We start from the raw sequence: 22,703 nt of genomic DNA on the forward strand, positions 1-22,703 counted from the left end.
ATGGAAAGCGCTTGCCCGCCACCCGGTCGCAGGGGAAGGATCACTGCCCATGGCGTCCCCCGCAGAGAAACCGCTCGACCACCACTACCGCGACGAACACCCGATCCGCACCCTCGCCTACCTCTTCCGGGCCGACCGAAGACGACTGGCCCTGGCCGTCGGCGTGTTCACGGTCAAGCACAGCCCCATCTGGCTGCTCCCCCTGATCACCGCGTCGATCATCGACACGGTCGTCCAGCACCAGCCGGTCAGCGGAATCTGGATCAGCACCGGCATCATCCTGTTCATCCTGCTGATCAACTACCCCCTGCACGTGCTCTACGTACGCCTCCTCTACGGCAGCGTCCGCCGCATGGGCACCGACCTGCGCTCGGCACTGTGCACCCGCATGCAGCAGCTCTCCATCGGCTACCACTCCCGGGTCAGCGCCGGAGTGCTCCAGGCCAAGGTCGTGCGGGACGTGGAGACGGTCGAGCAGATGGTCCAGCAGACCGCGGAGACCGGGCTCGGCGCGATCACCGTGCTCACCGGCGGCCTGGTCATCATCGGCATCCGGACACCGGAGTTCGTGCCCGTCTTCATCGTCGTCGTACCGGTCGCCGCGCTGCTCGTCTCCCGGCTCAAGGCACGCCTGCGCACCCACAACGAGCAGTTCCGCCACGAGGTGGAGACCCTGTCCTCACGCGTGACGGAGATGACCCGTCTCATCCCGGTCACCCGCGCCCACGGCCTGGAGGGCAAGGCCCTGCGCCGCATGGACGGCACCTTGCGCCGCCTGCTCACCTCCGGAAACCGCCTCGACCTCCTCAACGGCCGCTTCGGATCGCTGGCCTGGGTCGTCCTCAACGTCGTCGGCGTCCTGGTCCTCGCCGGCGCGGCCCTGGTGTCGTACTACGGCGCCTGGGGAGTCACCGCCGGCGACGTCGTGATGCTGAGCGCCTTCCTGACCACCCTCACCAACTCCACCACGACCCTCACGACCCTGGCCCCGGTCATCACCAAGGGCCTGGAATCGGTCCGTTCGGTCGGCGAGGTGCTCCAGGCACCCGAGTTGGAGGACAACGAGGGCAAGGCGGAGGTCGCCGAGGTGCGCGGAGCCGTCACCTTCCAGAACGTCGGCCACACCTACGACAACGACCAACTACGGCCCGCCGTGCACGACTTCACGCTCGCCGTCGCACCCGGCGAGACCGTCGCCCTCGTCGGCGCGTCCGGCGCGGGCAAGTCCACCGTGCTCAACCTCGTCATCGGCTTCATCCGCCCCACCACCGGTCAACTGCTGCTCGACGGCACCGACATGAACACCCTCGACCTGCGCACCTACCGCCGCTTCGTCTCGGTCGTCCCCCAGGAGTCGATCCTCTTCGACGGCACGATCCGCGACAACGTGGCCTACGGCATGGACGACGCCGACGAGGATTCGGTGCGCGCGGCGCTGCGGGACGCCAACGCCCTGGAGTTCGTGGACAAGTTGCCGCAGGGGCTGGAGACCCTGGTCGGCGAACGCGGGGCCCGGCTGTCCGGCGGCCAGCGTCAACGCCTCGCCATCGCGCGGGCGTTGATCCGCGACCCCAAGGTGCTCGTCCTGGACGAGGCGACCTCGGCCCTGGACACGCGCTCGGAGGCCCTCGTCCAGCAGGCCCTCGCCCGGCTGCTGCGCGGCCGTACGACCTTCGTGGTGGCGCACCGGTTGTCCACCGTCCGAGGCGCCGACCGGATCGTGGTGATGGGGGAGGGGGAGATCCTGGAGATCGGCACGCACGACGAACTCCTGCGCCGGGGCGGGGCGTACACGGCGCTGCACAGCGGGCAGGTCGCCTGACCGGATCTCGCGGCCGGCTGGTTGGACCGGCGCGGGCTGGGCACACGGAGCGAAAAGCGAGAGAGGGGCGTTCCGTGCTGGTGCCGGACCCGAAGGTCGTCAGAAAACTGCTCACCCGGTACGCGGTGCTGCGTATCTCCCAGGCGGAGCGCCACCGAGCCCAGGCGGCCGACGAGTTGAACGACGTCGTCTACACCCTCTGCGTGATGATGGGCACCACCGGCATCCGGGAAGCCATCGTCAAGGCGGACGCCTTGTTGGCGACGGCGCGCGGGAGCGGGGTCGCGGACGGCCGTGCCGCGGCGTAGGTCCGTCAGGGGAGCGCCACTTCGGGGACCGTCCTGCCGTGGAACGCCGAGCGGTACGCCTGCGGACTGGTGCCGACCACCCGGCGGAAGCGCTCGCGGAACGCGGTGGGGGAGCCGAACCCGGCCTGCTGGGCGATGCGCTCGACGGTGTGGTCGCTGTTCTCCAGCAGGTACTGGGCGCGTCGAACACGGGCCCGCAGCAGCCACTGAAGCGGTGTGCTGCCCGTCTGTTCGCGGAAACGGCGGCTGAACGTCCGCTCGCTCATGCCCGATCGCGTCGCCAGCGCGCCCAGGGTGACCTCATGGGAGAGGTTGTCCTCGATCCACCGGAGCAGCGGTTCGAGGGTCGAGCCCTGGGGGACCGGCGGGTGCTGGTGGACGATGAACTGGGCCTGCCCGCCCTCGCGTTCGAGTGGCATGACCGACATCCGGGCCGCGTCCGCGGCGACCGCCGAGCCGTAGTCCCGCCGGATGAGGTGCAGGCACAGGTCGAGGCCTGCGGCGGCCCCGGCCGAGGTGAGGATCTGCCCGTTGTCGACGTACAGCACGTCCGGCTGCACCTCGACCAACGGGTAGGTGCGGGCAAGCAGTTCGGCGGCCACCCAGTGCGTGGTGGCGCGCAGCCCGTCCAGCAGACCGGCCTCGGCGAGCACGAAGGCACCTACGCAGATGGACACGATCCGGGTACCCGCCGCCGCCTCCCGCAGCGCCGCCAGCACCCGGGCGGAGGGCGGCGCGGCCCGCTCCGAGCGGCCCGGGACGATGATGGTGTCCGCGTCCACCAGCGCTTCGAGCCCGTGGTCGACCCGCAGCGCGAACCCGTCCGTCCGCACGTCCGGCGTCTCGGCGCACACCCGCACCCGGTACGCGTTCCGGCCGTCCGGCAGCCGGGTACGCCCGAACACCTCCATCGGTGTCGCCATGTCGAACGGCACCACATGATCGAGGACCAGGATCGCGACGGTGTGCATGAACGCCACGATAGACGGATTCCCGCCAGGGACGTGACATGGCCTTTCACCACCATGGCCCCCTCAGGGGCATTGGCGAGAATCCGTTGGAGGCTGTCATTTCAGCCCCTGTGTTCCCGCGTCGGACGTCCCTAGCCTGGGCCGGTGACCAAGATCCTTCTCACCCTGCACGTCCTGGCCGCCATCGTCGCGGTCGGCCCCGTCACCGTCGCCGCCAGCATGTTCCCACCGGCGGCCCGCCGCGCTCTCACGGGCCCGGACGGACCCGACGCGGGGGTGACGACCGTGCGACTGCTGCATCGCATCTGCCGTGTCTACGGCGCGGTCGGGCTGGCGGTGCCCCTCTTCGGCTTCGCCACCGCGTCCGCGATGGGCGTCCTGGGCAGCGGCTGGCTCATCGCCTCCATCACCCTCACCGCGGTGGCGGCCGGCATCCTGATCGCCTTCGTGCTGCCCCGCCAGGACGAACTCCTGGAGCAACTCGGCGCCCAGCGGCCCGTGGAGCGGGCCGGGACCGTTCAACTCGCCATGTTCACCGGCATCTTCAACCTGCTGTGGGCGACCGTCACCGTCCTCATGATCATCCGTCCCGGTTCGACGACGGGCGCCTGACCGGTCAGCCCGTGGCGCGGACCAGAAGCAGGGCGACGTCGTCGTCGGGTTCAGGGCGCAGCGCGTTGAGGAGCATGTCGCTCGTCTGCTCCAGGGGACGGCGGGAACTCTGCAACAGCCGCGTCAGCGCGTGCAGCCCCACGTCGATGTTCTCGCCGCGGTTCTCCACCAGCCCGTCGGAGTAGAGGGCGAGCAACGCGCCCGTGGTGAAGTCGACTTCGGCGGTCCCGAAGTCCACCCCGCCGACGCCGAGCGGGACTCCGCCGGGGATGTCGAGGAGTTCCGCGGTGCCGTCCGGGTGGATCAGGACGGGCGGCAGATGCCCGGCACTCGACAGCTCGCAGGTGCCGCGCCCGAGGTCGACGACGCCGTACGCACAGGTGGCGATCGCGTCGCCGAGAGAACCGGCGAGGTCGTCGAGGTGGTGCAGCAGTTCCGCCGGTGGCAGGTCGAGCCGGGCCAGTGCGCGGGTCGCGGTGCTCAACTGGCCCATGATGGCGGCGGCTTGGACGCCCTTGCCCATCACGTCGCCCACGACGAGCCCGGTGCGGCCCGGCCCCAGCGGCAGCACGTCGTACCAGTCGCCCCCGACCTCGCTCAGTGCCGGCAGATAGCGGGCGGCGATGTCGAGCCCCTCCTGGCGGGCCGGGGCCGGTGGCAGCAGGCTGCGCTGGAGGGTCAGCGCGGTGGTGCGCTCGCGGCCGTAGAGGCGGGCGTTGTCGATGCAGATCGCGGCGCGCGCGGCGAGTTCCGTGGCGAGGACGCGGTCCTGTTCGTCGAAGGGGCGCTCGTTGACGGTGCGGTAGAGGCTCAGCGTGCCCAGCACCTCGCCGCGCGCCATCAACGGGACGGCCAGGTAGGAGTGGACGCCCGCCGTGCGCAGGGTCTGCGCGGCGCGGCCGTCCCTGGCGATGCGGCGCATCATCGGCGGGTCCACCCGCTCGACCAGGATCGGGCCGGCCTCGCGGACGCATTGGGTGATGATGCGGTTGGGGCCGTAGGTGGCCAGTTCGCCCACCGGGTCCGCCGCGTGGATCGCGTCGGTGAGATAGCCGGCGGCGACGGCCAGCGCGCGGAACTCGACCTGCGCGTCCTCGGTCACCGGAGTGATCGTGCCGTCCGTGACGACCGACTCCAGTACGTCCACGGCGGCCAGGTCGGCCACATGGGGTACGGCGACGTCCGCCAGTTCCCGCGCGGTCTGCTGGAGGTCCAGCGTCGTCCCGATCCGCACCCCGGCCTCCGCCACGACCGACAGATGCTGGCGCGCCTGCGCGACCTCGGCCGCCGCCTGCTCCCGCTCGGTCACGTCCAGGACGGCCATCGCCAGCCCGAGCACCCGGCCCTGCGCGTCCTCGATGCGGTGATACGACTCCGAGTACGCCCGGTCCGTGACGTCAGCCGCCGTCCGGCCCACGGTCTGCTGGTCCAGCAGCGGATTGCCGGTGATCAGCACATGCCGCATCCGGGACTCGATCGCCGCCACGTCGAGATTCGGCAGCACCTCGCCGACCCTGCGCCCGACGAGCTCGGCCTCCGGCACGCCGTTCATCCGCTCCAGGGCCGGGTTGACGCCGACCCACCGCAGATCGGTGTCGAACACAGCGATACCCACCGGGGTCTGACGCACCAGGCTGTGGGACAGCGCCAGGTCCCGCTCCACACCCCGTACGGTCGTGGCGTCCGCCGCCAGCCCCAGCAGATGCGGCTGGCCGTGGCTGTCGCGCAGCCGCATCGTGCGGAACTCCACCGGGCGCTCCGTGCCGTCCCGGTGCAGCAGCGGGAAGACCCCCGCCCAGCGGGCGCCCGTACCGACCTGGGCGAACAGTTCACGCGCCCTGACCCGGTCGTCGGGCGACACCAGCAGCCGGTCCGCGCGCTGGGTCAGCGCCTCCTCGGGGGAGTAGCCGAGCAACTGCTCCGCCTCGGGGCTCCACAGCGCGATGTACCCGCCGGCGTCCAGGACCACCGCCGCGACCCGCAACAGGTCCAGCAGCCCTCCCGGGGCGGCCGAGACACCGTCCCCGGCACCGTAAGCGTCCATCCCAGCCGCTCCTTCCGGCGCGGCGAGGCACCACCAAGATCCGAACCGCGGGTCATCCGATTACGGCACAGCACGCCCCGCGGGGCAACACCGCGTGAGGTGAACAGGCGGAGGGGGCCGTATGGAGCACACGCCCGCGCGGACACCGACGGGCCCCCGGATTCTGGTCGTGCCCCGACCCCACTGCCCCCAGGACACTCCATGCCCCTGCCGCTCCGCCTCGTCTCCCTCCTGGTCGCCACCTGCGTGGGTGCCCTCGTGCCCGCGTCGCCCGCCGCGGCCGACGACCACTCCCTCCAGCGCGGCCTCGACGACCTGGTCGCCGCCCCCGACGGCCCGCCCGGCGTGATCGTCGTGCTCCGCGACGGCGACCGACAGCGCGTGCTGCGCGCCGGCACCGCCGACATCACCACCGGCCGCCCGCTCGAACCGGGTGACCACACCCGGACCGCGAGCACCAGCAAGGCGTTCAGCGGAGCGGTGGCCCTGAGTCTCGTACGACAACACAGGCTCGCCCTCGACGACACGATCGGCACCCGGCTGCCCCGCCTGCCCCGGGCCTGGCGGAAGGTGACCCTGCGCCAGCTGCTCCAACACACCAGCGGGCTCCCGGACTTCAGCCAGAGCCCACGGTTCCGGAGCCTCATCGCCGCCGACCCGCACAGGCTCTTCGACTCGCGGCGGCTGCTCGACTTCGTGGCCGGCGAACCGCTGAACTTCACGCCGGGCTCGCAGTACCGCTACTCCAACTCCGACAACATCGCCGTAGCGCTGATGGCGGAGGCGGCGACCGGCGCGCGGTACGAGGACCTGCTGCGCCACGACGTGTACCGGCCGCTGGGGTTGCGCGACACGAGCCTGCCGCAGGGGTACGAGATGCCGGACCCGTACATGCACGGCTATGCGGTCGGCGGACCGTCCGGACCGGAGGACGTCTCCGAGACGATCGGCATGTCGGGCGTGTGGGCGTCAGGCGGGATCACCTCCTCGCCCCGCGACCTGACCGCGTTCATCAGCGGCTACGCCGCCGGGGCCCTCACCTCGAAGGCGGCCGTGCGGGAACAGCGGCACTGGATCCCCGGCGCCTCCGAACCGGCCGGCCCGGGCCGCAACAGTGCCGGACTCGCCCTCTTCCGCTACGACACCCGGTGCGGGGTGGTCCTCGGACATACCGGGAACACCCTTGGTTACACACAGTTGATGGCGGCGACCCCGGACGGCCGACGCTCGCTCACTTTCTCATTGACAACTCAGGTGAACCAGGCGGGGAACCCGGAACTGCTGCGCAAGGTGCGCGCTGTCGAGGAGGACGCCGTGTGCAGCCTGCTGGGGACATACGGGGCAGAGCGCCACTCCTGACCCGGGGCGCTCACCCCCGCTGCCTCAGGTGAACCGTTACTGCTCAACCGACCGCGCTGTCCGACCCGTTGACGAGGCCCTCCCGTTCCGAGGCGGCGGGCAGGGCCAGCCACTCCGCGATCGTCCGGGCGATCGGCTGACCGGTCTCCGCCTCGACGAAGCCGAACTGGCCCGACTGGTTGCACTCCAGGAACCACCAGGTCCCGTCGCTGTCCTCGGCGAAGTCGAAGGCGCCGTAAGCCAGTTCGGCGTTCCGCATGTACGTCAGGACGGCCGCGGCGATGCGCGGCGGGACCTCGGTGGGACACCAGGGCTGCGCCGACACGGCGAAGCGGACGTCGACCTCGGCCGGGTCGGGGTCCGGGGCCGTAGCCGTGCGGGCGGCGAGCATCCGGTCGCCCACCACGGTGAGCCGGATGTCGGCCCGCTTGGCGACCCGGCGTTGCAGCAGTGTGGGACCGAACGCGACGGCGGCGAAGTCGGTGTCCGGCGCGACCCGGCTCGTCGGCACCGCCCGGGGCGGATCCTGCGGGTGGGCGCCGGAGACCGGCTTGACCACCAGGTCCGGGAAGCGCCGCGAGAACTCGCGGGCGGCCTGCGGGAACGTGGTGATGAGAGTGGCCGGCACGGGCAGCCCGCTGCGCTGCGCCAAGTGCAGCTGCCAGGGCTTGTGCCGGGCGCGGCGGGACGCGTCGGGGTGGTTCATCCAGCGGGCGCCGGAGCCGCGGAGCATGCCGTAGAGCGCCTGTGAGGCCTCCTCGGTCAGCCATGCGGAGGGCTGGGGCGCGCGGGTCGCCGGGGCGCCCGGTCGGCGCACCCAGATGGACCGCAGCCCGCTCACGCTCACCAGCCGCCCCCCGGCGGACAGATGGCCGCGGAAGGCTCCGTGCACGTACTCCCCGGACAGCGCGACCCCGCCGGTGAGGTCGGCGGGATCGATCCGGACCACGGGGACGCCGGACGCGTGGAGGTGGACCACCACCATGTCCGCCGTGACGTCCTCTTCGCAGGTAAGGACCAGGACGGTCATTTTCGTCGTTCCGTGTTCAGTCGTCGAAGTGAGTCTTCGATCCCGCGGTGGACGTCGTGGTCCCCAGTTCTCTCAGCAGAGCGAGATCATGGGCGGCGACCCGTCCGTCGGCGAGCACGTTCAACTGCAGTCCGGAGTCGTAGCTGTACGGAGCGCTGAGCTCCAACTGTGCTGCCGGGCGAGCGTAGTTGAGCGCGAACGGTTGCATCGTCTCTCCCTCGTCGGTACTGCCTCGTGCAAGCGGTGGCCACCCCGCGAGATCGCTTGGCCCGCTGACTTCCGTCTGCTTCCAGAGACTTATACGAATCGAACGAGTGAATGGTTTCCTTACGCTGCGTAATCACAGGAAGGAGTCCGGCACGCGCGCCGGGGTCAGTCGAGGTCGCCCGGCAGCCCCTTCTCCTGCTCGCCGAGGGAGTTGCGCATCGTGCGAAGAGCGAGGAGAAGTACGGCGATGTCGTCCAGATACACGGGATCGGGCATCAGATCGGTCGGCAGTACGAAGTAGAGGACGGCACCCCAGAAAACCCATTTGGGGCCGGTCGGAAGCCCTGCGCGCCGCATGGAGCGCCGCATGCGGACGAGCCGCACCAGCACTCCGACGGCCACGGCGAGCAGCACCACCGCGAGCACCGCGACGATGACGATCACGGTCGTGGTCGAGTCCACTGGCGCCCCTTTTTCCGGTACGGCCGCACGGCATGTGCCCTATCCGGATGCCCGGTTACGGCCCCGGTATGGCCGACGAGGGGAACATCACACCCGAACGCTTCGAAGAGTCTTGACAGGCGCCGGGCCCTTGTCGGGCACTGGTACGTTTTCACCGTGAGCGCGACCATCGGCACCGGAACCCACGTACGGATCGGCCTCGACGCCCCACCACGCGTGGCCAGCCTCGGCGTCGGCGTGCACGGGACGGCCGGCCCGCGTGACGTGTTCCGGCTGCCCGACCTCTGGCAGCTCCACCTGTACGCCTACGAGGCGGAGTTGACCGTCGACGGTGTGGCGCACGAGATCAGGCCCGGCCATGTGAGCCTGGTGCCGCCCGGCGCGCTGGTGCGGTTCCACTACCGGGGCCGTTCCGAGCACCTCTTCGCCCACCTGGAACTCCCGTCGGCCGGCGAGCGGTTGACCGTTCCCGTGATGCAGGACGCCGGTACGCAGACGCCCGTGCTGACCGACCTGATGCGGCGGGCCGTGGCGGCGGCACCGCGCAACTCCGCCCGCGCGGCGGCCGAGTTGTGGACCGTGCTGTGGCGCGTGGCGGACCTGGCGACCCCGGCGGCCGGTGGGACCACGGGACCGCACCCCGCGGTCGCCCTCGCCGTCGCGCACATCGAGTCGCACCTGGCGGCCCCGCTGACCGTCCCCGCCGTGGCCCACGCGGCCGGCGTCTCGCACAACCACCTCATCCGCCTGTTCCGCGCCGGGACCGGCACCACGGTCGTCGCCTACATCCGGCACCGCCGCATGGAACGCGCCCGGCACCTGCTCCGCGAGTCGACCCTGTCCGTCCCGGCGATCGCGGCCGCCGTCGGCATCGGCGACCTCCAGGCCTTCAACAAGGCGTGCCGACGCGAACTGGGCGCTTCACCCAGGGCGGTTCGGGCGCGGGTGGGCGGGACCTGAAGGCCGTGTGTGAGGGACCTGAAGGCTGGGCGTGCGGGCCGGTGTCACGGGTGAAGGGTGGCGGATGCCTCAGTCCCGGCCCGCTCCCCGGTACACGTCCAACTCCCCGTCCAACTCGACCGCCAGGACCGTCGCCGACTCGTCCACGTCGGCCGCGCCCGGGGCGTCGATCCACGTCACGCCCGGCACGTCGCCGAGCCCTCCGATGACGTCGTGGGCGAGTTCGGCACCGGTGCCGAGAACAGTGACCCGCTTGACCGGCGTACGCAGGCCACGCAAGGACACCGACTCGCGCGGCGGATCGAAGCACACCAGGTACAGCGTGCGGCGGTCGGCGGAGAGGGTGCTGGGGCCGTAGTGGTGCCCGGCTGGCAGACCGGCGACCGTGCCGTACACCGCCTCGGAGTGCCGGGCGATCCACGCGCCGAGCCCCTCAAGTCGCTCCGTCTGCGCGGGCGTTATCGTCCCGTCCGCCCTCGGGCCGACGTCGAGCAGCAGATTGCCGCCCATGCCGATCGTCTCCGTGAAGTAACGCACCAGCTGACGCACCGACTTGTGGTGCTCGTCCCCGTGCTGGAAACCCCATGAGTCGTTGACCGTCAGGCACAACTCCCAGGGCCCGTCCGGCGCTTGCAGCGGCACCCCCTGCTCGGGAGTCGCGTAGTCCCCGTAGCTGAGCATGCGGGCGTTGAGGACGGTGTCGGGGTTCCCGCCGAGAATCAGCTCGGCCAACTCCCGCATGCCCCACTGCTCTTCACTGCGCTCCCACTCGCCGTCGAACCACAGCAGGTCGGGCCGGAAGCGCTCGACCAACTCGCCGACCTGGCCGTCGCGGTAGGCGAGGTAGCGGGCCCAGGCGGCCGGGTCCTCGTGGCCGGGTCGTGCGGAGGCGTACGGGTTGGTGCGGATCTCCTCGTCGGGCGGCTGGGGGTGCACGGTGCTGGCGTAGTCGGGGTGGTTCCAGTCCGAATGGGAGTAGTACAGGCCGACGTTGAGACCCTCCTCGCGCAACGCGTCGGCGTACGGCCCGATCAGATCCCGGCCCGCCGGGGTGCGGCGGACCACGTCCAGGTCACCGTGGGCGGTGTCCCACAGGGCGACGCCGTCGTGGTGGCGGGCGGTCAGCACCGCGTACTTGGCACCCGCCCGCGCGAAGAGCCGTGCCCAGGCCCGTGGTTCGTAGCGGGCGGCGGTGAACCCGTCGAGCTGCCGCATGTACTGGTCGTGCGGGACCTGGCCCGAGTAGAACGACCAGGACTCCGGCACGCCGTCGACGGCGTAGATCCCGTAATGGACGAAGATGCCCAACTTGGCATCGCGGAACCAGGGTTGCATCGGCATGCCGCCAAGCTAGGACGGACGGTGCCGGGGGCGCGTGGGCGGCGATCACCACTGGTGGTCGATTTTCACCACGGGTATTGCGCTGCGTAGGCCTTCGGTAGGGCCGAGGTGCCTGGACGTCATCTGAGTGACGACGTTTTCCTCGGCCCCGCCGTCGATCGTCTACTGCTCCTCGGCCGGGCGGCTGCCGTCACCCGGTGGATCGGCACGGTCGCTGTCGGTCGGCGGTGAGGGGCGCAGAGCCTTCGTCGCGTCCCTCAACCGGCCGAACGTCCGCTGGAACGGAGACCCGGCGGACTGCTGAGGCAGGCCGGACATGGCGCCGGACGACTCGCGCAGCGCGGCCAGTGCCTCGTTGGCCCGGTCCGCGGACTCCCGGTACAGATCACGGGACTTGGTCATCGCCTCAAGCGCCTCGGCGTACATGGCCACGAGCCTGCGCTCGCGGGCCAGTTCCTCCTCCAGCGTCATCAGCTTCCACTGCTCGCGCAGCGCGGTGACCGCCTCCTGGCCGCCGTCCGGCAGGGGACGCGCGGAGGCGGCGTAGCGGCAGAGGACGTCCACGAGTTCGGTGGGCTCGGAGCTGTCGAGGAAGACGCTGCGCACGGAGAACTCGCGCACGTCGTAGGAAGGGGCCACCGGACTGGTGGGCAGGATCACGGCACCGCCGCGCGGCACCTGGAAGTCGAACTCGCGCAGCAACGCCCAGTTGACGGACCGTAGTTGGTCCGGCGTGGCCCGGTGCTCCACCACGCAGTGCCGGAGGCTCGCGGGCAGCAGCCGGGCCAGGGGCAGTCGGCCCTGCGCGTCGGGGGTCATCGCCTCGTGCACGACGACGTGGATGCTCCAGCCGTCCTGCGCGCAGCTGCGGAACAGGCGCCGTAGATCCTTCTCGTCGGAAGGCAGCGGATTGACCTGCCGGAACCGGAGCTCCGGAACCGTCACGTGGTCCCAGCCGGCATCCGCTTCCTCGGGCCAGAACATGGTCGCGGGGGAGGGCCACCGGGGATCCCAGACCCGCTCGGCCTCCGCGACCAGGAGCCACTCCTGGCCCTCGTCCGAATCGGAGCCGGCCGGGTTCGCGCCCGGTTCCGGAGGGGGCGGGAAGGTCAGCCGTGCCCGCACGGTCACCGTCCCCTCGACCCGCCACCGGGCCTCGAAGACCCGCTCGCGCGGATCCTCGTGCTGGTCGTCCTCCGGTTCCAGGTGGTCGTCGATGACCTCGCGGTCCTTGAGCCGTTGCAGCTGTCGCCGTACGACATCCGCGGCGTCCTCGGACCCGACGTGGCGGCCGCGAGCCAACCACACCGTGTGGGGGATCGTGGGCGAAGCTGTGGAGGAGTTCGACATAGGCCAATCTGCGGGCGGGGGCGGTGCTGACCCACCAGTATCACCGTGGGAGATCTTGGCGGGTCAAGCGGGGGGTCGAGCAGGGGTCGTAGCGTCTCGTATGCCCGATTTTCCTGGGATACGGCGCGAGTTTACGCGCGGGGTGTGATCGGTTCACTCCGGGCAGGCGGGTTTCACGCGTGCCTCTGACGTGAACCTGTCCGCAGAATGGTGGGGCGGACGGGACCCGCCCACCATCCGCTCGGGGCGGGTCTCTTCCGTGTGTCATCGGGTCTCACCGTCCCCGACGCCTGTCCGCGGCGCCCGGCCGGGACGGGGTGCCCGGTGCGGGCGGGGGCGCGCTGAAGCCGGCCGGCACCGAGCGGGCGCTCGTCGCGGACGGCGCCTCCAGCGGGACGACCGTCTCCTCGCGCGGCGGCCGGGTGCGCGGCAGCGGCTTGCCGACGACGCGGGTGTGCGTCATCAGCGAGGCGCAGGCCGCGCAGACCTCGGCCAGGGTCCACACCTGGCCGACCGCGGGATCGTGGCGCAGCACGAGCAGCACCGAGCCCGAGCAGTCGACCCGGGTCCCCTCGTGCGCCGCGCAGCGCTGGCGACGGCAGCCGCAGGCCGCGTCGGGGCGCACGGTCGCCGCTCTGACGTGGGCCGCCGCATGGGCTTCGGCGAAGCGGCGCAGGGCCGCGATGTCACGCGACCGGGCGGGCATGCCGCACCCGGAGGAGCAGCTGACCGAGGCGGTACGGTCGCGGTGACCTGTGATGCGAATAGTCCAGGTGCGCCCCGGCCGGCGGGCTGATGGGGCGTCAGGGTACGCGAGAGCCAAGACCACAGTTCCTTTGAGTGGAGGTGTTCACGCGGAGAAGGCGCTGAGTTAAGAACTACCCGTCGTGGGGCAGTTCACAGCATTTACGGCCCTGAAGTATTCGTTCGACACCGCGATACGGTCGGCGCATGTCTGACGCGCGGCTGACCACCTCCTCCTTCCTCGTCCTCGGCATCATCGACAAACTGGGCGAGGCGAGTCCGTACGACGTGAAGACGGAGGCCGCGCGCACGGTCGCGCCGTTCTGGTCGGTGCCCCACGCGCAGGTGTACGCGCAGTGCGACCGGCTGCTGGAGGCGGGCCTGCTGTCCCAGGTACGACAGGAGAGCGGCCGCAACCGCCGGGTGCTGACCCTCACCGGCCAGGGCCGGGCCACCCTCCGGGGCTGGCTCGATGACCCGGAGTTCGTGCCGGTGGAGGCCAGGGAGCGCGGCATTCTGAAGCTGTGGTTCGGCGGCCGGCCCGACGTCCTCGCCCCGGTCCAGCTCGGCGAGCACGAGAAGACCCTGCGCGGCTACGAGGAACTCGCGGACGGCGTGGGTGAGTTGCTGACCCCGGGACAGCGCGAGGCGCTGGAGTTCGGCATCCGGTACGAGCGGATGATGGTCGACTTCTGGCAGTGGGTGCGGCACCGCGACGAACGCGCGCAGGACCGTTGACCCCGACGACGGCCGCCTCTACCGTCTCGATAGTCCAGACGAGACTATCGAGGGCCGGGCCGAGGCCCTGAGCCGGCAGGGGGGCCGCCGTGCGCCGTCCGACGAACAGCACCTGGCGCCGCGCCACGATGATCGCCGTGACGGTCGTGTGCCTGGCGTACGCGCCGATCGCGATGACCGAACTCTGGCCGTACGCCCGCCCCGGCGCCCCCGCCCTCGGCGAGTGGGTCATGGGCCGCGTCGTCTCCCCGCGCTACGTCACCGACGCCCTCGCCGACCGCGTCGCGCCCTACCGCCACAGCCTCGTACCGATGATCGTGCACTCGGTCCTCGGCGGCGCCCTCATGCTGCTCGGCCCCGCCCAACTCCTCACCGCCGCACGCCGACGCACCCGCCTGCACCGCACGCTGGGCGTGGTCTTCGCGGTCACGGTCTACGTCTCGATGGCGGGCGCCGGAATCTACCTGGCGCGCACGGCCCCCGAGGACGCCTTCAGCGGCCCCGCGTTCTGGATCGTGCTCGCCACCCTGCTGGTCGGCACCGTCCTGAGCGTGACCTTCGGCATCCTCGCCGCGGTCGGCGGACTCCCCGACCTGCACCAGCGCTGGATGCTCCTCTGCTACGGATTCCTCCTCACCGCACCGCTGCTGCGCCTCGAATGGGGCTTCCTGCCCCGGCTGTTGCCCGGTCTGACCATGGAGCAGATCAACCAGGTGGCGATCACGCACCTCGGCGCGGTGGTCGCGTTCGGCGCGCTGATCGCCTCACGCGCACGGGACCGGCGTACGACGGTGGAGGGCGTCTCGGGTTCCTGGGCACCGCTGCCCGTGCTCGCCGTCGCGCAACTCGCCGGGGCGGCCGCCCTGTTGTGGATCGCCCGCTCCTACCTCGACTTCGGCGCGACCGGACGGCGACTGCTGTGGGCCTATCTCCTTCCCTACGCGGTCGGTTACGCGGTGATGGCCGTCAACGCCCGCCGCGCCGGACGTCAGGGCCGGCCCTGGGCCCGGGAGGAATGGCGACTGCACCTGACGGCCCTGAGCCTGGCCCCGGTGCTGTCGATCGGCGCGGCTCCGGTCTTCCAACGGGCCCTCGGCCTCGACCGGTTGACGGCCCTGTCCGCCGGTGTCGCCGTCGGCTGCGGCATGCTCGCGTTCGCCGCGACCACGGTGGTGAGCCTGCGCGTGATGTACGGCCGTGAACTGCTGAAACGGACCGAGCTCGCGGACTCGGCCCCAACGCCCCGTCTGTCCACGCCGGTCGCGCAGGGACGCCCATGACGAACGCACCGGCTGTGGTACCGGTGGGCGGGCGTCCGCTCACGGCCGGAGTCGCCGTGCTGGCCACCGCCGTCGCGGTCGTCAGCCTCCTCGTCGGTGGACTCCTCACAGCGGTGAGCCTCACCGGCCATGTCCTCGGTGCGTGGCCCTCGCCCGAGTCCGTGAGCCCGGGCCTGATCGGCGCGGCGATGCTGGGCACCGCGCCGGGTCTGTTCACGGTCGCCAGGGCACGGCTGTGGGAGGAAGTGCGCACGCTGGTCCACCCGTTGGGGATCGTGCTCGTCGGCCTCTTCGCCGTGACGCTGCTCAACGCGGGCCGGCTGTACATCGCGCGCGGCGGGTCGATCATCCCCGTGCTGTTCAGCCTGGGCTGGCTGTTCACGCTGGGCCTCCTGTGCGTGGCCGCGCTGATCACCCTGACCTGGCAGCACCTCACCCCGGCCGGCCCGCCACCGCCGCGCACGGCCCCGCTCCCGGGCTGGTCGAAACCGCCGCTCGCCGTACTCGGTTCGGCCTGGCTGGGCATCGGCGCGGGCCTTTTGACCCGGCCCGCCTTCTGGGCCGACTTCGTTCCCTGGGCCGTGAACCGGGTCGACGCCCAGGCCCTCGGCGTCTGGGCCCTGGCACTGGGCGTGGGTGTCCTCGGCGCCCTGGCCGAGGACGACCTCGACCGAACTCGCCCCGCGCTTCTGGCACTTCCCGGCACGGCGATCGCCGCCGCCGTCGTGCTGGCCTTCCGCGCGGCCGGCGTGAACTGGTCGTCCGGACCCGCCCTCGGCCTCGTCTGCATGCTGACCGGCCTGCTCCTCGCGGGCGCGAGCGGGCGCCTCCTTGTCGGTTCGGTCAGTGGGGATAGGCGCGCGGCGGCCGCTGCCGGGGCAGTTCGTCGCGGAACTCCTCGATGAGCGAACTCACTTGGCGGATGAGCGTGGTCCGCTCCAACCGGTCGAGATAGAGGTTCCGGCGCGCGAGTCCCGGTGCGTCCACGCAGAAGTACAGCGCCATCAGCGGATTGATGAACAGCTCGCCGCCGCGCGTGCGTTCGGTGAAACGGACGTCACCGAAGTCCCCGCGTACGGCCGCCGCGACGGAACCGTTGACGATGCTCGGATGGTCCGGCGTGCACTCCTGGGCGTGGGCCACCGCATCGAGATACAGCTGCCCCTCGCGGCTCCCACGCGGGAGCGAGAACGCGCCGAGGTAGGCACCCTCGCGATCGAGCGCGGCCAGATTCTCCAGCACCAGCGAGTGGTTGACCCCGTGATACGCGTCCACTCCGAACCCGAGGCAGGCCACCAGCCGCACCGGCACCTCGTCGAGCCCGTTCACCGCCGCGAGGCTGACCATGTCCTCCTCCGGGGTCCCCAGCCCGTGCTCGTCGCCCCGCATCAGGATGTCGGTGCCGCCGTCCACCAGCACGACGGCGTCGACGCCGCCGAGATGCGCGATCAGCGTGCGGTACGCGTCCCGCAGGGGCCCCACACCGGTCAGGGGGAACGCGTACACGGTCGACGGCAGGTCGTGCAGGTCGAGCCAGCGGGCGAGGGACCGCTCGGGGAAGTAGTCGCCCCTGGCCTGCGTGTCCGGGCGTACGGCGGCGACGTCGTGGTCCACCCACACGTCCTGGTCGAGGCCGTACAGATCGGCGAAGGACAGGTTCGCGAGGTGCACCTCCTTGCCGGCCGAGCGCAGCGCGAGGGCCAGCGGCAGCCCGGCGTAGACGTCGAAGCCGCCGCCCGCGCCGGCGACGAGGATCCGGCGCGCGTCGCGCAGACGGCTGAGGAACGGGGGTTCGAGGAGGGAGAACACCGGGGGACGTTAGCAGGCCCGTACGGCCCTGTCGGGCGGGTGGACTTGGAGCCGTACCGGGGCAGTTGGTGGTGAGAGGTTCCGGCCGGTCGGCACGCAGACCTGCGCGAGGGGCCCGGCGGTACGGCCGCCGGGCCCCTCGGTCTCAGCTGTGCGGGAGGGAGGCTTACGCGCCGCTCGCCCCGAGCATGTCCTCACGCTCGACGATCTTCACGCGCTCGCGGCCCTGCGGCTCGCCCAACGCCTTCTCGGCGGCGTCGAGTTGGTACCAGCCGTCCCAGGTGGTGAAGCGGACGTTCCGCTCGGCGAAGAACGCATCCACGGACTCCGGGTCGGGCGAAACAGGCGTGTGCAGACGGCCGTTGGCGTGGTCGTCGAGCAGGTTGGCGACCGTTTCGTTGGCGTCGCCCTTGGTGTGGCCGATCAGGCCGACCGGGCCGCGCCGGATCCAGCCGGTGACGTACGTCGACTGGAGGTGTTCGCCGGTCTCCTGGATGACCCGGCCGCCCTGGTCCGGGACCGTGCCCGAGTCGATGTCCCAGGGGAGCTTGGGGAGTTTGTCGGAGAGGTAGCCGACCGCGCGGTAGATCGCGGTGACGTCCCAGTCCTTGAACTCGCCGGTGCCCTTGACGTTGCCGGTGCCGTCGAGCGCGGTGCGCTCGGTGCGCAGGCCGATGACCCTGCCGTCCTCGCCGAGGATCTCGGAGGGGGACTCGAAGAAGTGCAGGAACAGCTTGTGCGGGCGGTCGCCGACATCGCGGATCGCCCAGTTCTCCAGGGTCTTGGCGACCATGTCGGCCTGCTTGTTGCTGCGCCGGGTGGTGATCGAGCCCTCGTCGTAGTCGATGTCCTCGGGGTCGACGATGACCTCGATGGTGGGGGAGTGGTCCAGCTCCCGCAGCTCCATCGGGGAGAACTTCGCCTGCGCCGGGCCGCGGCGGCCGAAGACGTGGACTTCGAGCGCCTTGTTGGCCTTGAGGCCCTCGTGGACGTTCGGCGGGATCTCGGTCGGCAGCAGTTCGTCGCCGGTCTTGGCGAGGATGCGGGCCACGTCGAGAGCCACGTTGCCGACACCGAGAACGGCGACCTTCTCCGCCTCCAGCGGCCAGGTGCGCGGGACGTCGGGGTGGCCGTCGTACCAGGAGACGAAGTCGGCGGCGCCGTAGGAGCCGTCGAGCTCGATGCCGGGTATCGACATGTCGCGGTCGGCCGTGGCGCCGGTGGAGAAGACCACCGCGTCGTAGAAGCTGCGCAGGTCGTCCAGGCTGATGTCGGTCGGGTAGTCGACGTTGCCGAAGAGGCGGATCTGCGGCTTGTCCAGGACCTGGTGCAGGGCGGTGATGATGCCCTTGATGCGCGGGTGGTCGGGCGCGACGCCGTACCGGATCAGGCCGAAGGGCGCGGGCATCCGCTCGAAGAGGTCGATGGACACGCCGGGTTCGGCGGCCACCTCGGACTTGAGCAGGGCGTCGGCGGCGTAGATCCCGGCGGGGCCGGCTCCGACGATGGCTACCCGCAGGGGGCGCGGCATGATCAGGTTCCCTTCGAGCGATGACAAGCGACTCGACGGGAAGCCTAAACTAAGGCATGCCTAAGTCGGTATGCGGGTCCGGTCTATGACCTCATAAGGCCGGCTTATGAGGTGCCCAAGGCTCACGCATGACCGGTGTGTGGACTGCGCGGGGGTCTTCTCAGCCCGCCGGACGGATGTGCACCACGTCCTGGACGACCTCGGGCGGTGTGCTGAGCAACTGGAACATCACCCGGGCGACGGTGGCCGAGGGGAGCGGCTTCATGGCTCCCACCCTGGTCAGATAGCCGTCCGCCTCCCATATCGGGGCTGCGCGCTGTCGGTCCTCGCCGGGGAAGTTCTCGAAGAAGGCGCTGTCCGAGATCGAGCCGAGGATCAGCAGGGCGACCCGGATTCCGTCGCCGCGCAGCTCCTTGTGCATCGCGGCGGTGAAGCCGTTCAGGCCGTGCTTGCTGGCCGCGTACATGGCCATCAGCGGCATGTGGTCCAGGGTGATCTCGGAGGAGATGTTGAGAATGTCACCACCTCCGGCCGCCCGCAGCAGGGGTACCGCCGAGCGGATCGTGTGGATCGGGCCCAGGAGGTTGGTGCCGATGCAGCTGTGGATGTCCTCGTCGGCGGTGTCCTCGATGGCGCGGATGCGGGCGACACCGGCACTGTTCACCAGGATGTCCACCCGCCCGAACCGCTCCTCGACCTGAGCGAACGCCGCGCGGACGCTGTCACCGCCGCTGACGTCGGTCGGGATCGTCAGCACCGACCCCGCCATCTCCCGCGCGGCCGCCTCCAGCCGGTCGGCGCGCCGGGCGAGCAGGACCACCTCCGCCCCGTTCTCGGCGAGCAGCGCTCCGACGGCCCGCCCCACACCGGTCGAACCTCCGCTGATCACGGCGACCTTGCCCTGCATCGTGCCTGCCATGACGGCCTCCCCGGCGAGACGTTGACGAGACGGAACGAGCTGCGACGATCAAGTGAGAGGCTACCTCTCGATAAATGAGAACGCCATAATCATCACCGGAGATCGGTCCTGCGTCACGGGCGGCCCCGCCCGGCAGTTGGCAACAGGCTGCTTCCGTGCGGGAAACGGGCCGGTAATGCCCGCGCGGTTTCCTCGGGAGAAATCGAGATTCACATCAGGAAACCCCGGATGCTGGGAGCCTCCCATGGCGATGGACACCGCAGCCGCACGGCCCACGAGTACCGACCCGGCACGGACCGCCGACCCGGCACCCGACCTCGCCGCCCAAGTCCGCGCCGACGGCATCGAGTTCGTCCTCGCCGTCTTCGTCGACCTCGCGGGCAAACCCTGCGCCAAGCTCGTCCCCGTCGAGGCGGTCGAGGAACTCCAGTCCGACGGCGTCGGATTCGCGGGTTACGCGGCCGGCGCCCTCGGCCAGCAGCCCAGCGACCCGGACGTCATCGCGCTCCCGGACGTCGCCTCGTACACCCCACTGCCCTTCGTGCGCCCGGGACTCGCCCTCGTGCACTGCGACCCGCACGTCGAGGGCAAGCCCTGGCCTTACGCACCCCGCATCATCCTGCGCGCGGTCCTGGCACGCGCCGCCGAACTCGGACTGTCCCTCGCGGTCGGCGCGGAGATCGAGTACTTCCTCGTCAACCGCGACAACCACGGCACGCTCTCCGTCGCCGACAGCCGCGACACCGCAGCCCAACCCTGTTACGACGCACGCGGGTTGACCCGGATGTACGACCACCTCACCGCCGTCTCCAAGGCGATGAACTCCCTCGGCTGGGGCAACTACGCCAACGACCACGAGGACGGCAACGGCCAGTTCGAGCAGAACTTCGCCTACGCCGACGCCCTCACCACCGCCGACCGGGTCATCACCATGCGGTACCTGGTGTCGGTACTGGCCGAACAGCGGGGCATGACAGCCACGTTCATGCCGAAGCCGTTCACCGACCGCACCGGATCCGGGATGCACATGCACCTGTCGCTGTGGCGGGGGAGCGAGCCCGCCTTCCCCGACGCCTCCGACACCCGGGGCCTCGGCCTGTCCCCGCTCGCCTACTCCTTCGTCGGCGGCATCCTCGACCACGCCCGCGCCCTCCAGGCCGTCATCGCGCCCACCGTCAACTCGTACAAGCGCACCGGCGCGATCTCGACCCGCTCGGGCGCGACCTGGTCACCCCGCAAGGCCGGCTACGGCGGCAACGACCGCACCCACTTCATCCGTGTCCCCGACGGCAACCGCGTCGAACTGCGCGGCGGCGACGGCTCCGCCAACCCCTACCTCGCGGCAGCCGCGGCCCTGGCGGCGGGACTCGACGGCATCGAACGAGCCCTGGACCCCGGCGAACCGGGAGACGCGGCGGCCACGGCGTCCCGCCCCGAACTGCCGCCGACCCTGCTGCACGCCGTTGAGGCACTGGCCGCCGACCAGGTGATCGGCGGGGCTCTCGACGCGGCGGGTCCCGGCGTCAGCGCGTACTTCGGCGAGGTCAAACGCCAGGAGTTCTTCGACTGGCACGGCACGGTCGGCGCCTGGGAGCTGGACCGCTACCTCACCGCCTTCTGACCCACCCGTTCCTCCTCATCGGAAGAGAGCCGCATGTGCGGAATCGTCGGGCTCCATCTGCGTGAGCCCTCCCTCGAACCCCGGCTCGGTGAACTGCTCACCGCCATGCTGGGCCAGGTCGTCGAACGCGGCCCGGACTCGGCGGGCGTCGCGGTCTACGGCGACCCGCGGCTGTCACCGCCAGGACACGCTGTCGTCTCGCTGCTGGGCGTGACCCCGCAGGAGGCGTCAAACGCCCTGCCGGACGCGGTGGTTGTCGCGGCCGACGCCACGACGGTGGTCCACGCGGAGTCGTCGATCCCCGAGTTGCTCGCCACCGTCGCGTCCGCACTGCCGCAAGCCACCGTCATCGGCTCGGGGGAGGGCTTCGCCGTACTCAAGGGCACCGGAAATCCAGTCCGGTTGGCCGAGTCGTTCGGGCTCGCCGGAGTGACCGGCTACCAGGGCGTCGGCCACACCCGCATGGCCACCGAATCGGCCGTCACCCCCGAGGGCGCGCACCCTTTCTCCGTCGGCCCCGGTCAATGCCTGGTCCACAACGGGTCGTTCGCCAACCACGCCACCATCCGACGCGAACTCCGTGCCCAGGGCGTGGAGTTCGACAGCGAGAACGACTCCGAGGTCGGTGCCCGCTTCGTCGCCCACCACCTCGCCCGTGGCACCGACCTGGAGAAGGCGCTGCGGCTGCTGTGCGAGCGCTTCGACGGTTTCTACACGCTGCTGGTCTCCACCACCGACTCCTTCGCGGTGGTCCGCGACGCCATCGCCTGCAAGCCCGCACTGGTCGCGGAGACCGACGCCTGGGTGGCCATGGCCTCCGAGTACCGCGCCTTGGACGTCCTGCCGGGCATCGAGCACGCCCGCATCTTCGAACCCGAGCCGGAAGAGGTGTACGTATGGCAGCGCTGACCGAGGCGGAAGTCGTAGACCTCGTGGCCTCCTCCGTCCGTGATCTCAACCAGGCTCTCCACGCTCCCCAACCTGCCGCATCCTGGCGGGTGTTGAACCCCCGAGGCGCCCACAGCGTCGCCTGCGGGCTCAAGGACGCGGTGACCGTCGACATCGAGGGCCACGTCGGCTACTACTGCGCCGGCATGAACCAGCACGCCACGGTCACCGTGCACGGCAACGCCGGAGTCGGCGTCGCCGAGAACATGATGTCCGGCACGGTCCGGGTGCGCGGCGACGCCTCCCAGTCCGCCGGGGCCACCGCACACGGCGGCCTGTTGGTGATCGAGGGCAACGCGGCGGCCAGGTGCGGGATTTCGATGAAGGGCGTGGACATCGTCGTCGGCGGGAACGTCGGCCACATGAGCGCGTTCATGGGACAGGCGGGACGGTTGGTGGTCTGCGGCGACGCGGGTGATGCCCTCGGCGACTCCCTCTACGAGGCCCGTATCTACGTCAAGGGCACGGTCAAGTCCCTCGGCGCGGACTGCGTGGAGAAGGAGATGCGGGACGAACACCTCACGGAACTTGCCGAGTTGCTCAAGGCGGCCGATCTCGACGAAGATCCGGCCGACTTCCGCCGCTACGGATCGGCCCGGCAGCTGTACCACTTCAAGGTCGACAACTCGACCGCGTACTGAGGGAGT

22 protein-coding genes are annotated in these 22,703 nt (G+C 70.9%); 11 read left to right on the forward strand and 11 right to left on the reverse strand.

Translation table 11 applies throughout. The features are described 5' to 3' along the window. Positions 1-49 precede the first annotated feature (49 nt). On the forward strand, positions 50-1,822 hold the full coding sequence (locus OG714_RS49740; protein WP_406131100.1) for an ABC transporter ATP-binding protein: 1,773 nt from the start codon (positions 50-52) through the stop codon (positions 1,820-1,822). 74 nt (positions 1,823-1,896) lie between these two features. Continuing rightward, positions 1,897-2,130 carry a DUF5133 domain-containing protein gene (locus OG714_RS49745; protein WP_406131101.1) on the forward strand — a complete coding sequence of 78 codons (234 nt, stop codon included), beginning with the start codon at positions 1,897-1,899 and terminating at the stop codon, positions 2,128-2,130. Positions 2,131-2,135: 5 nt separating this feature from the next. Here the strand turns inward: OG714_RS49745 and OG714_RS49750 are convergent, their stop codons facing one another. Further along, on the reverse strand, positions 2,136-3,101 hold the full coding sequence (locus OG714_RS49750; protein ID WP_406131102.1) for a GlxA family transcriptional regulator: 966 nt from the start codon (positions 3,099-3,101) through the stop codon (positions 2,136-2,138). 144 nt (positions 3,102-3,245) lie between these two features. Between OG714_RS49750 and OG714_RS49755 the strand changes: the two genes are divergently transcribed. Next, entirely contained in the window at positions 3,246-3,713 is a 468-nt protein-coding gene (locus OG714_RS49755; RefSeq protein WP_406131103.1) for a hypothetical protein, read from the forward strand. Between the two features lie 4 nt (positions 3,714-3,717). On the opposite strand, the gene OG714_RS49760 is transcribed toward OG714_RS49755, so the two are convergent. Beyond that, positions 3,718-5,757, reverse strand: a complete 2,040-nt coding sequence (locus tag OG714_RS49760) for a SpoIIE family protein phosphatase (RefSeq protein WP_406131104.1) — start codon at positions 5,755-5,757, stop codon at positions 3,718-3,720. A gap of 201 nt (positions 5,758-5,958) precedes the next feature. Between OG714_RS49760 and OG714_RS49765 the strand changes: the two genes are divergently transcribed. Then, a complete protein-coding gene (locus tag OG714_RS49765; RefSeq protein ID WP_406131105.1) occupies positions 5,959-7,116 on the forward strand; it encodes a serine hydrolase domain-containing protein in 1,158 nt (385 codons plus the stop codon). A 43-nt stretch (positions 7,117-7,159) separates the two neighbouring features. Here OG714_RS49765 and tgmB read toward each other — a convergent pair whose 3' ends face one another. From tgmB to OG714_RS49780, 3 genes are all read right to left on the reverse strand, one after another. Beyond that, positions 7,160-8,146 (reverse strand): ATP-grasp ribosomal peptide maturase, encoded by a 987-nt coding sequence (tgmB, locus tag OG714_RS49770; RefSeq protein ID WP_406131106.1) that lies wholly within the window; start codon positions 8,144-8,146, stop codon positions 7,160-7,162. 16 nt (positions 8,147-8,162) lie between these two features. After that, complete coding sequence (tgmA, locus tag OG714_RS49775) at positions 8,163-8,354, reverse strand: putative ATP-grasp-modified RiPP (protein WP_327406634.1); 192 nt, start codon at positions 8,352-8,354, stop codon at positions 8,163-8,165. A gap of 164 nt (positions 8,355-8,518) precedes the next feature. Continuing rightward, entirely contained in the window at positions 8,519-8,815 is a 297-nt protein-coding gene (locus tag OG714_RS49780; RefSeq protein WP_406131107.1) for a YkvA family protein, read from the reverse strand. A gap of 156 nt (positions 8,816-8,971) precedes the next feature. On the opposite strand from OG714_RS49780, the gene OG714_RS49785 reads away from it, so the two are divergent. After that, positions 8,972-9,775 carry a helix-turn-helix domain-containing protein gene (locus tag OG714_RS49785; protein ID WP_406131108.1) on the forward strand — a complete coding sequence of 268 codons (804 nt, stop codon included), beginning with the start codon at positions 8,972-8,974 and terminating at the stop codon, positions 9,773-9,775. A gap of 69 nt (positions 9,776-9,844) precedes the next feature. Here the strand turns inward: OG714_RS49785 and OG714_RS49790 are convergent, their stop codons facing one another. The 3 genes from OG714_RS49790 to OG714_RS49800 form a co-directional block, all read right to left on the reverse strand. Beyond that, positions 9,845-11,116, reverse strand: a complete 1,272-nt coding sequence (locus OG714_RS49790; RefSeq protein WP_406131109.1) for an alpha-L-fucosidase — start codon at positions 11,114-11,116, stop codon at positions 9,845-9,847. Between the two features lie 162 nt (positions 11,117-11,278). After that, entirely contained in the window at positions 11,279-12,424 is a 1,146-nt protein-coding gene (locus tag OG714_RS49795; protein ID WP_406131110.1) for a hypothetical protein, read from the reverse strand. Positions 12,425-12,740: 316 nt separating this feature from the next. Further along, positions 12,741-13,172, reverse strand: coding sequence for a hypothetical protein (locus tag OG714_RS49800; RefSeq protein ID WP_406131111.1), 432 nt, complete (start codon positions 13,170-13,172; stop codon positions 12,741-12,743). Positions 13,173-13,417: 245 nt separating this feature from the next. Here OG714_RS49800 and OG714_RS49805 point away from each other — a divergent pair, with 245 nt between their 5' ends. The 3 genes from OG714_RS49805 (at position 13,418) to OG714_RS49815 (ending at position 16,133) form a co-directional block, all read left to right on the forward strand. Beyond that, positions 13,418-13,948, forward strand: a complete 531-nt coding sequence (locus tag OG714_RS49805; protein WP_406131112.1) for a PadR family transcriptional regulator — start codon at positions 13,418-13,420, stop codon at positions 13,946-13,948. Positions 13,949-14,037: 89 nt separating this feature from the next. After that, positions 14,038-15,228 (forward strand): DUF2306 domain-containing protein, encoded by a 1,191-nt coding sequence (locus OG714_RS49810; RefSeq protein WP_406131113.1) that lies wholly within the window; start codon positions 14,038-14,040, stop codon positions 15,226-15,228. Then, positions 15,225-16,133, forward strand: a complete 909-nt coding sequence (locus OG714_RS49815; protein WP_406131114.1) for a hypothetical protein — start codon at positions 15,225-15,227, stop codon at positions 16,131-16,133. Before OG714_RS49810 ends, OG714_RS49815 begins: the two co-directional genes overlap by 4 nt. Here OG714_RS49815 and OG714_RS49820 read toward each other — a convergent pair. The 3 genes from OG714_RS49820 to OG714_RS49830 form a co-directional block, all read right to left on the reverse strand. Then, entirely contained in the window at positions 16,072-17,037 is a 966-nt protein-coding gene (locus tag OG714_RS49820) for a DUF1152 domain-containing protein (RefSeq protein ID WP_406131115.1), read from the reverse strand. The genes OG714_RS49815 and OG714_RS49820 overlap by 62 nt on opposite strands. Before the next feature lie 166 nt (positions 17,038-17,203). Beyond that, positions 17,204-18,568 (reverse strand): FAD-dependent oxidoreductase, encoded by a 1,365-nt coding sequence (locus tag OG714_RS49825; RefSeq protein WP_406131116.1) that lies wholly within the window; start codon positions 18,566-18,568, stop codon positions 17,204-17,206. Positions 18,569-18,728: 160 nt separating this feature from the next. Then, positions 18,729-19,487, reverse strand: coding sequence for an SDR family oxidoreductase (locus tag OG714_RS49830; protein ID WP_406131117.1), 759 nt, complete (start codon positions 19,485-19,487; stop codon positions 18,729-18,731). Between the two features lie 244 nt (positions 19,488-19,731). Here OG714_RS49830 and glnT point away from each other — a divergent pair, with 244 nt between their 5' ends. Genes glnT through OG714_RS49845 form a run of 3 tightly spaced genes read left to right on the forward strand, consistent with a single transcriptional unit; the run spans position 19,732 to position 22,697 of the window. Beyond that, complete coding sequence (gene glnT / locus OG714_RS49835; RefSeq protein WP_406131118.1) at positions 19,732-21,108, forward strand: type III glutamate--ammonia ligase; 1,377 nt, start codon at positions 19,732-19,734, stop codon at positions 21,106-21,108. A gap of 33 nt (positions 21,109-21,141) precedes the next feature. Beyond that, a complete protein-coding gene (locus OG714_RS49840; protein WP_406131119.1) occupies positions 21,142-22,017 on the forward strand; it encodes a glutamine amidotransferase in 876 nt (291 codons plus the stop codon). Continuing rightward, complete coding sequence (locus tag OG714_RS49845) at positions 22,005-22,697, forward strand: glutamate synthase (protein ID WP_406131120.1); 693 nt, start codon at positions 22,005-22,007, stop codon at positions 22,695-22,697. The genes OG714_RS49840 and OG714_RS49845 overlap by 13 nt, the downstream gene beginning before the upstream one ends. Positions 22,698-22,703 lie beyond the last annotated feature (6 nt).

Origin of the sequence: Streptomyces sp. NBC_00989 (genome assembly GCF_045162655.1) — a bacterium.
Classification (GTDB): domain Bacteria; phylum Actinomycetota; class Actinomycetes; order Streptomycetales; family Streptomycetaceae; genus Streptomyces.

What these genes read in the sequence shown, in the direction of transcription:
- OG714_RS49740 (WP_406131100.1), top strand. Translation starts at nt 50, where the DNA reads ATGGCGTCCCCCGCAGAGAAACCGCTCGACCACCACTACCGCGACGAA.
- OG714_RS49750 (WP_406131102.1), bottom strand. Translation starts at nt 3,101, where the DNA reads ATGCACACCGTCGCGATCCTGGTCCTCGATCATGTGGTGCCGTTCGAC.
- OG714_RS49760 (WP_406131104.1), bottom strand. Translation starts at nt 5,757, where the DNA reads ATGGACGCTTACGGTGCCGGGGACGGTGTCTCGGCCGCCCCGGGAGGG.
- OG714_RS49765 (WP_406131105.1), top strand. Translation starts at nt 5,959, where the DNA reads ATGCCCCTGCCGCTCCGCCTCGTCTCCCTCCTGGTCGCCACCTGCGTG.
- tgmB (WP_406131106.1), bottom strand. Translation starts at nt 8,146, where the DNA reads ATGACCGTCCTGGTCCTTACCTGCGAAGAGGACGTCACGGCGGACATG.
- tgmA (WP_327406634.1), bottom strand. Translation starts at nt 8,354, where the DNA reads ATGCAACCGTTCGCGCTCAACTACGCTCGCCCGGCAGCACAGTTGGAG.
- OG714_RS49790 (WP_406131109.1), bottom strand. Translation starts at nt 11,116, where the DNA reads ATGCCGATGCAACCCTGGTTCCGCGATGCCAAGTTGGGCATCTTCGTC.
- OG714_RS49800 (WP_406131111.1), bottom strand. Translation starts at nt 13,172, where the DNA reads ATGCCCGCCCGGTCGCGTGACATCGCGGCCCTGCGCCGCTTCGCCGAA.
- OG714_RS49805 (WP_406131112.1), top strand. Translation starts at nt 13,418, where the DNA reads ATGTCTGACGCGCGGCTGACCACCTCCTCCTTCCTCGTCCTCGGCATC.
- OG714_RS49815 (WP_406131114.1), top strand. Translation starts at nt 15,225, where the DNA reads ATGACGAACGCACCGGCTGTGGTACCGGTGGGCGGGCGTCCGCTCACG.
- OG714_RS49825 (WP_406131116.1), bottom strand. Translation starts at nt 18,568, where the DNA reads ATGCCGCGCCCCCTGCGGGTAGCCATCGTCGGAGCCGGCCCCGCCGGG.
- OG714_RS49830 (WP_406131117.1), bottom strand. Translation starts at nt 19,487, where the DNA reads ATGGCAGGCACGATGCAGGGCAAGGTCGCCGTGATCAGCGGAGGTTCG.
- glnT (WP_406131118.1), top strand. Translation starts at nt 19,732, where the DNA reads ATGGCGATGGACACCGCAGCCGCACGGCCCACGAGTACCGACCCGGCA.
- OG714_RS49840 (WP_406131119.1), top strand. Translation starts at nt 21,142, where the DNA reads ATGTGCGGAATCGTCGGGCTCCATCTGCGTGAGCCCTCCCTCGAACCC.
- OG714_RS49845 (WP_406131120.1), top strand. Translation starts at nt 22,005, where the DNA reads ATGGCAGCGCTGACCGAGGCGGAAGTCGTAGACCTCGTGGCCTCCTCC.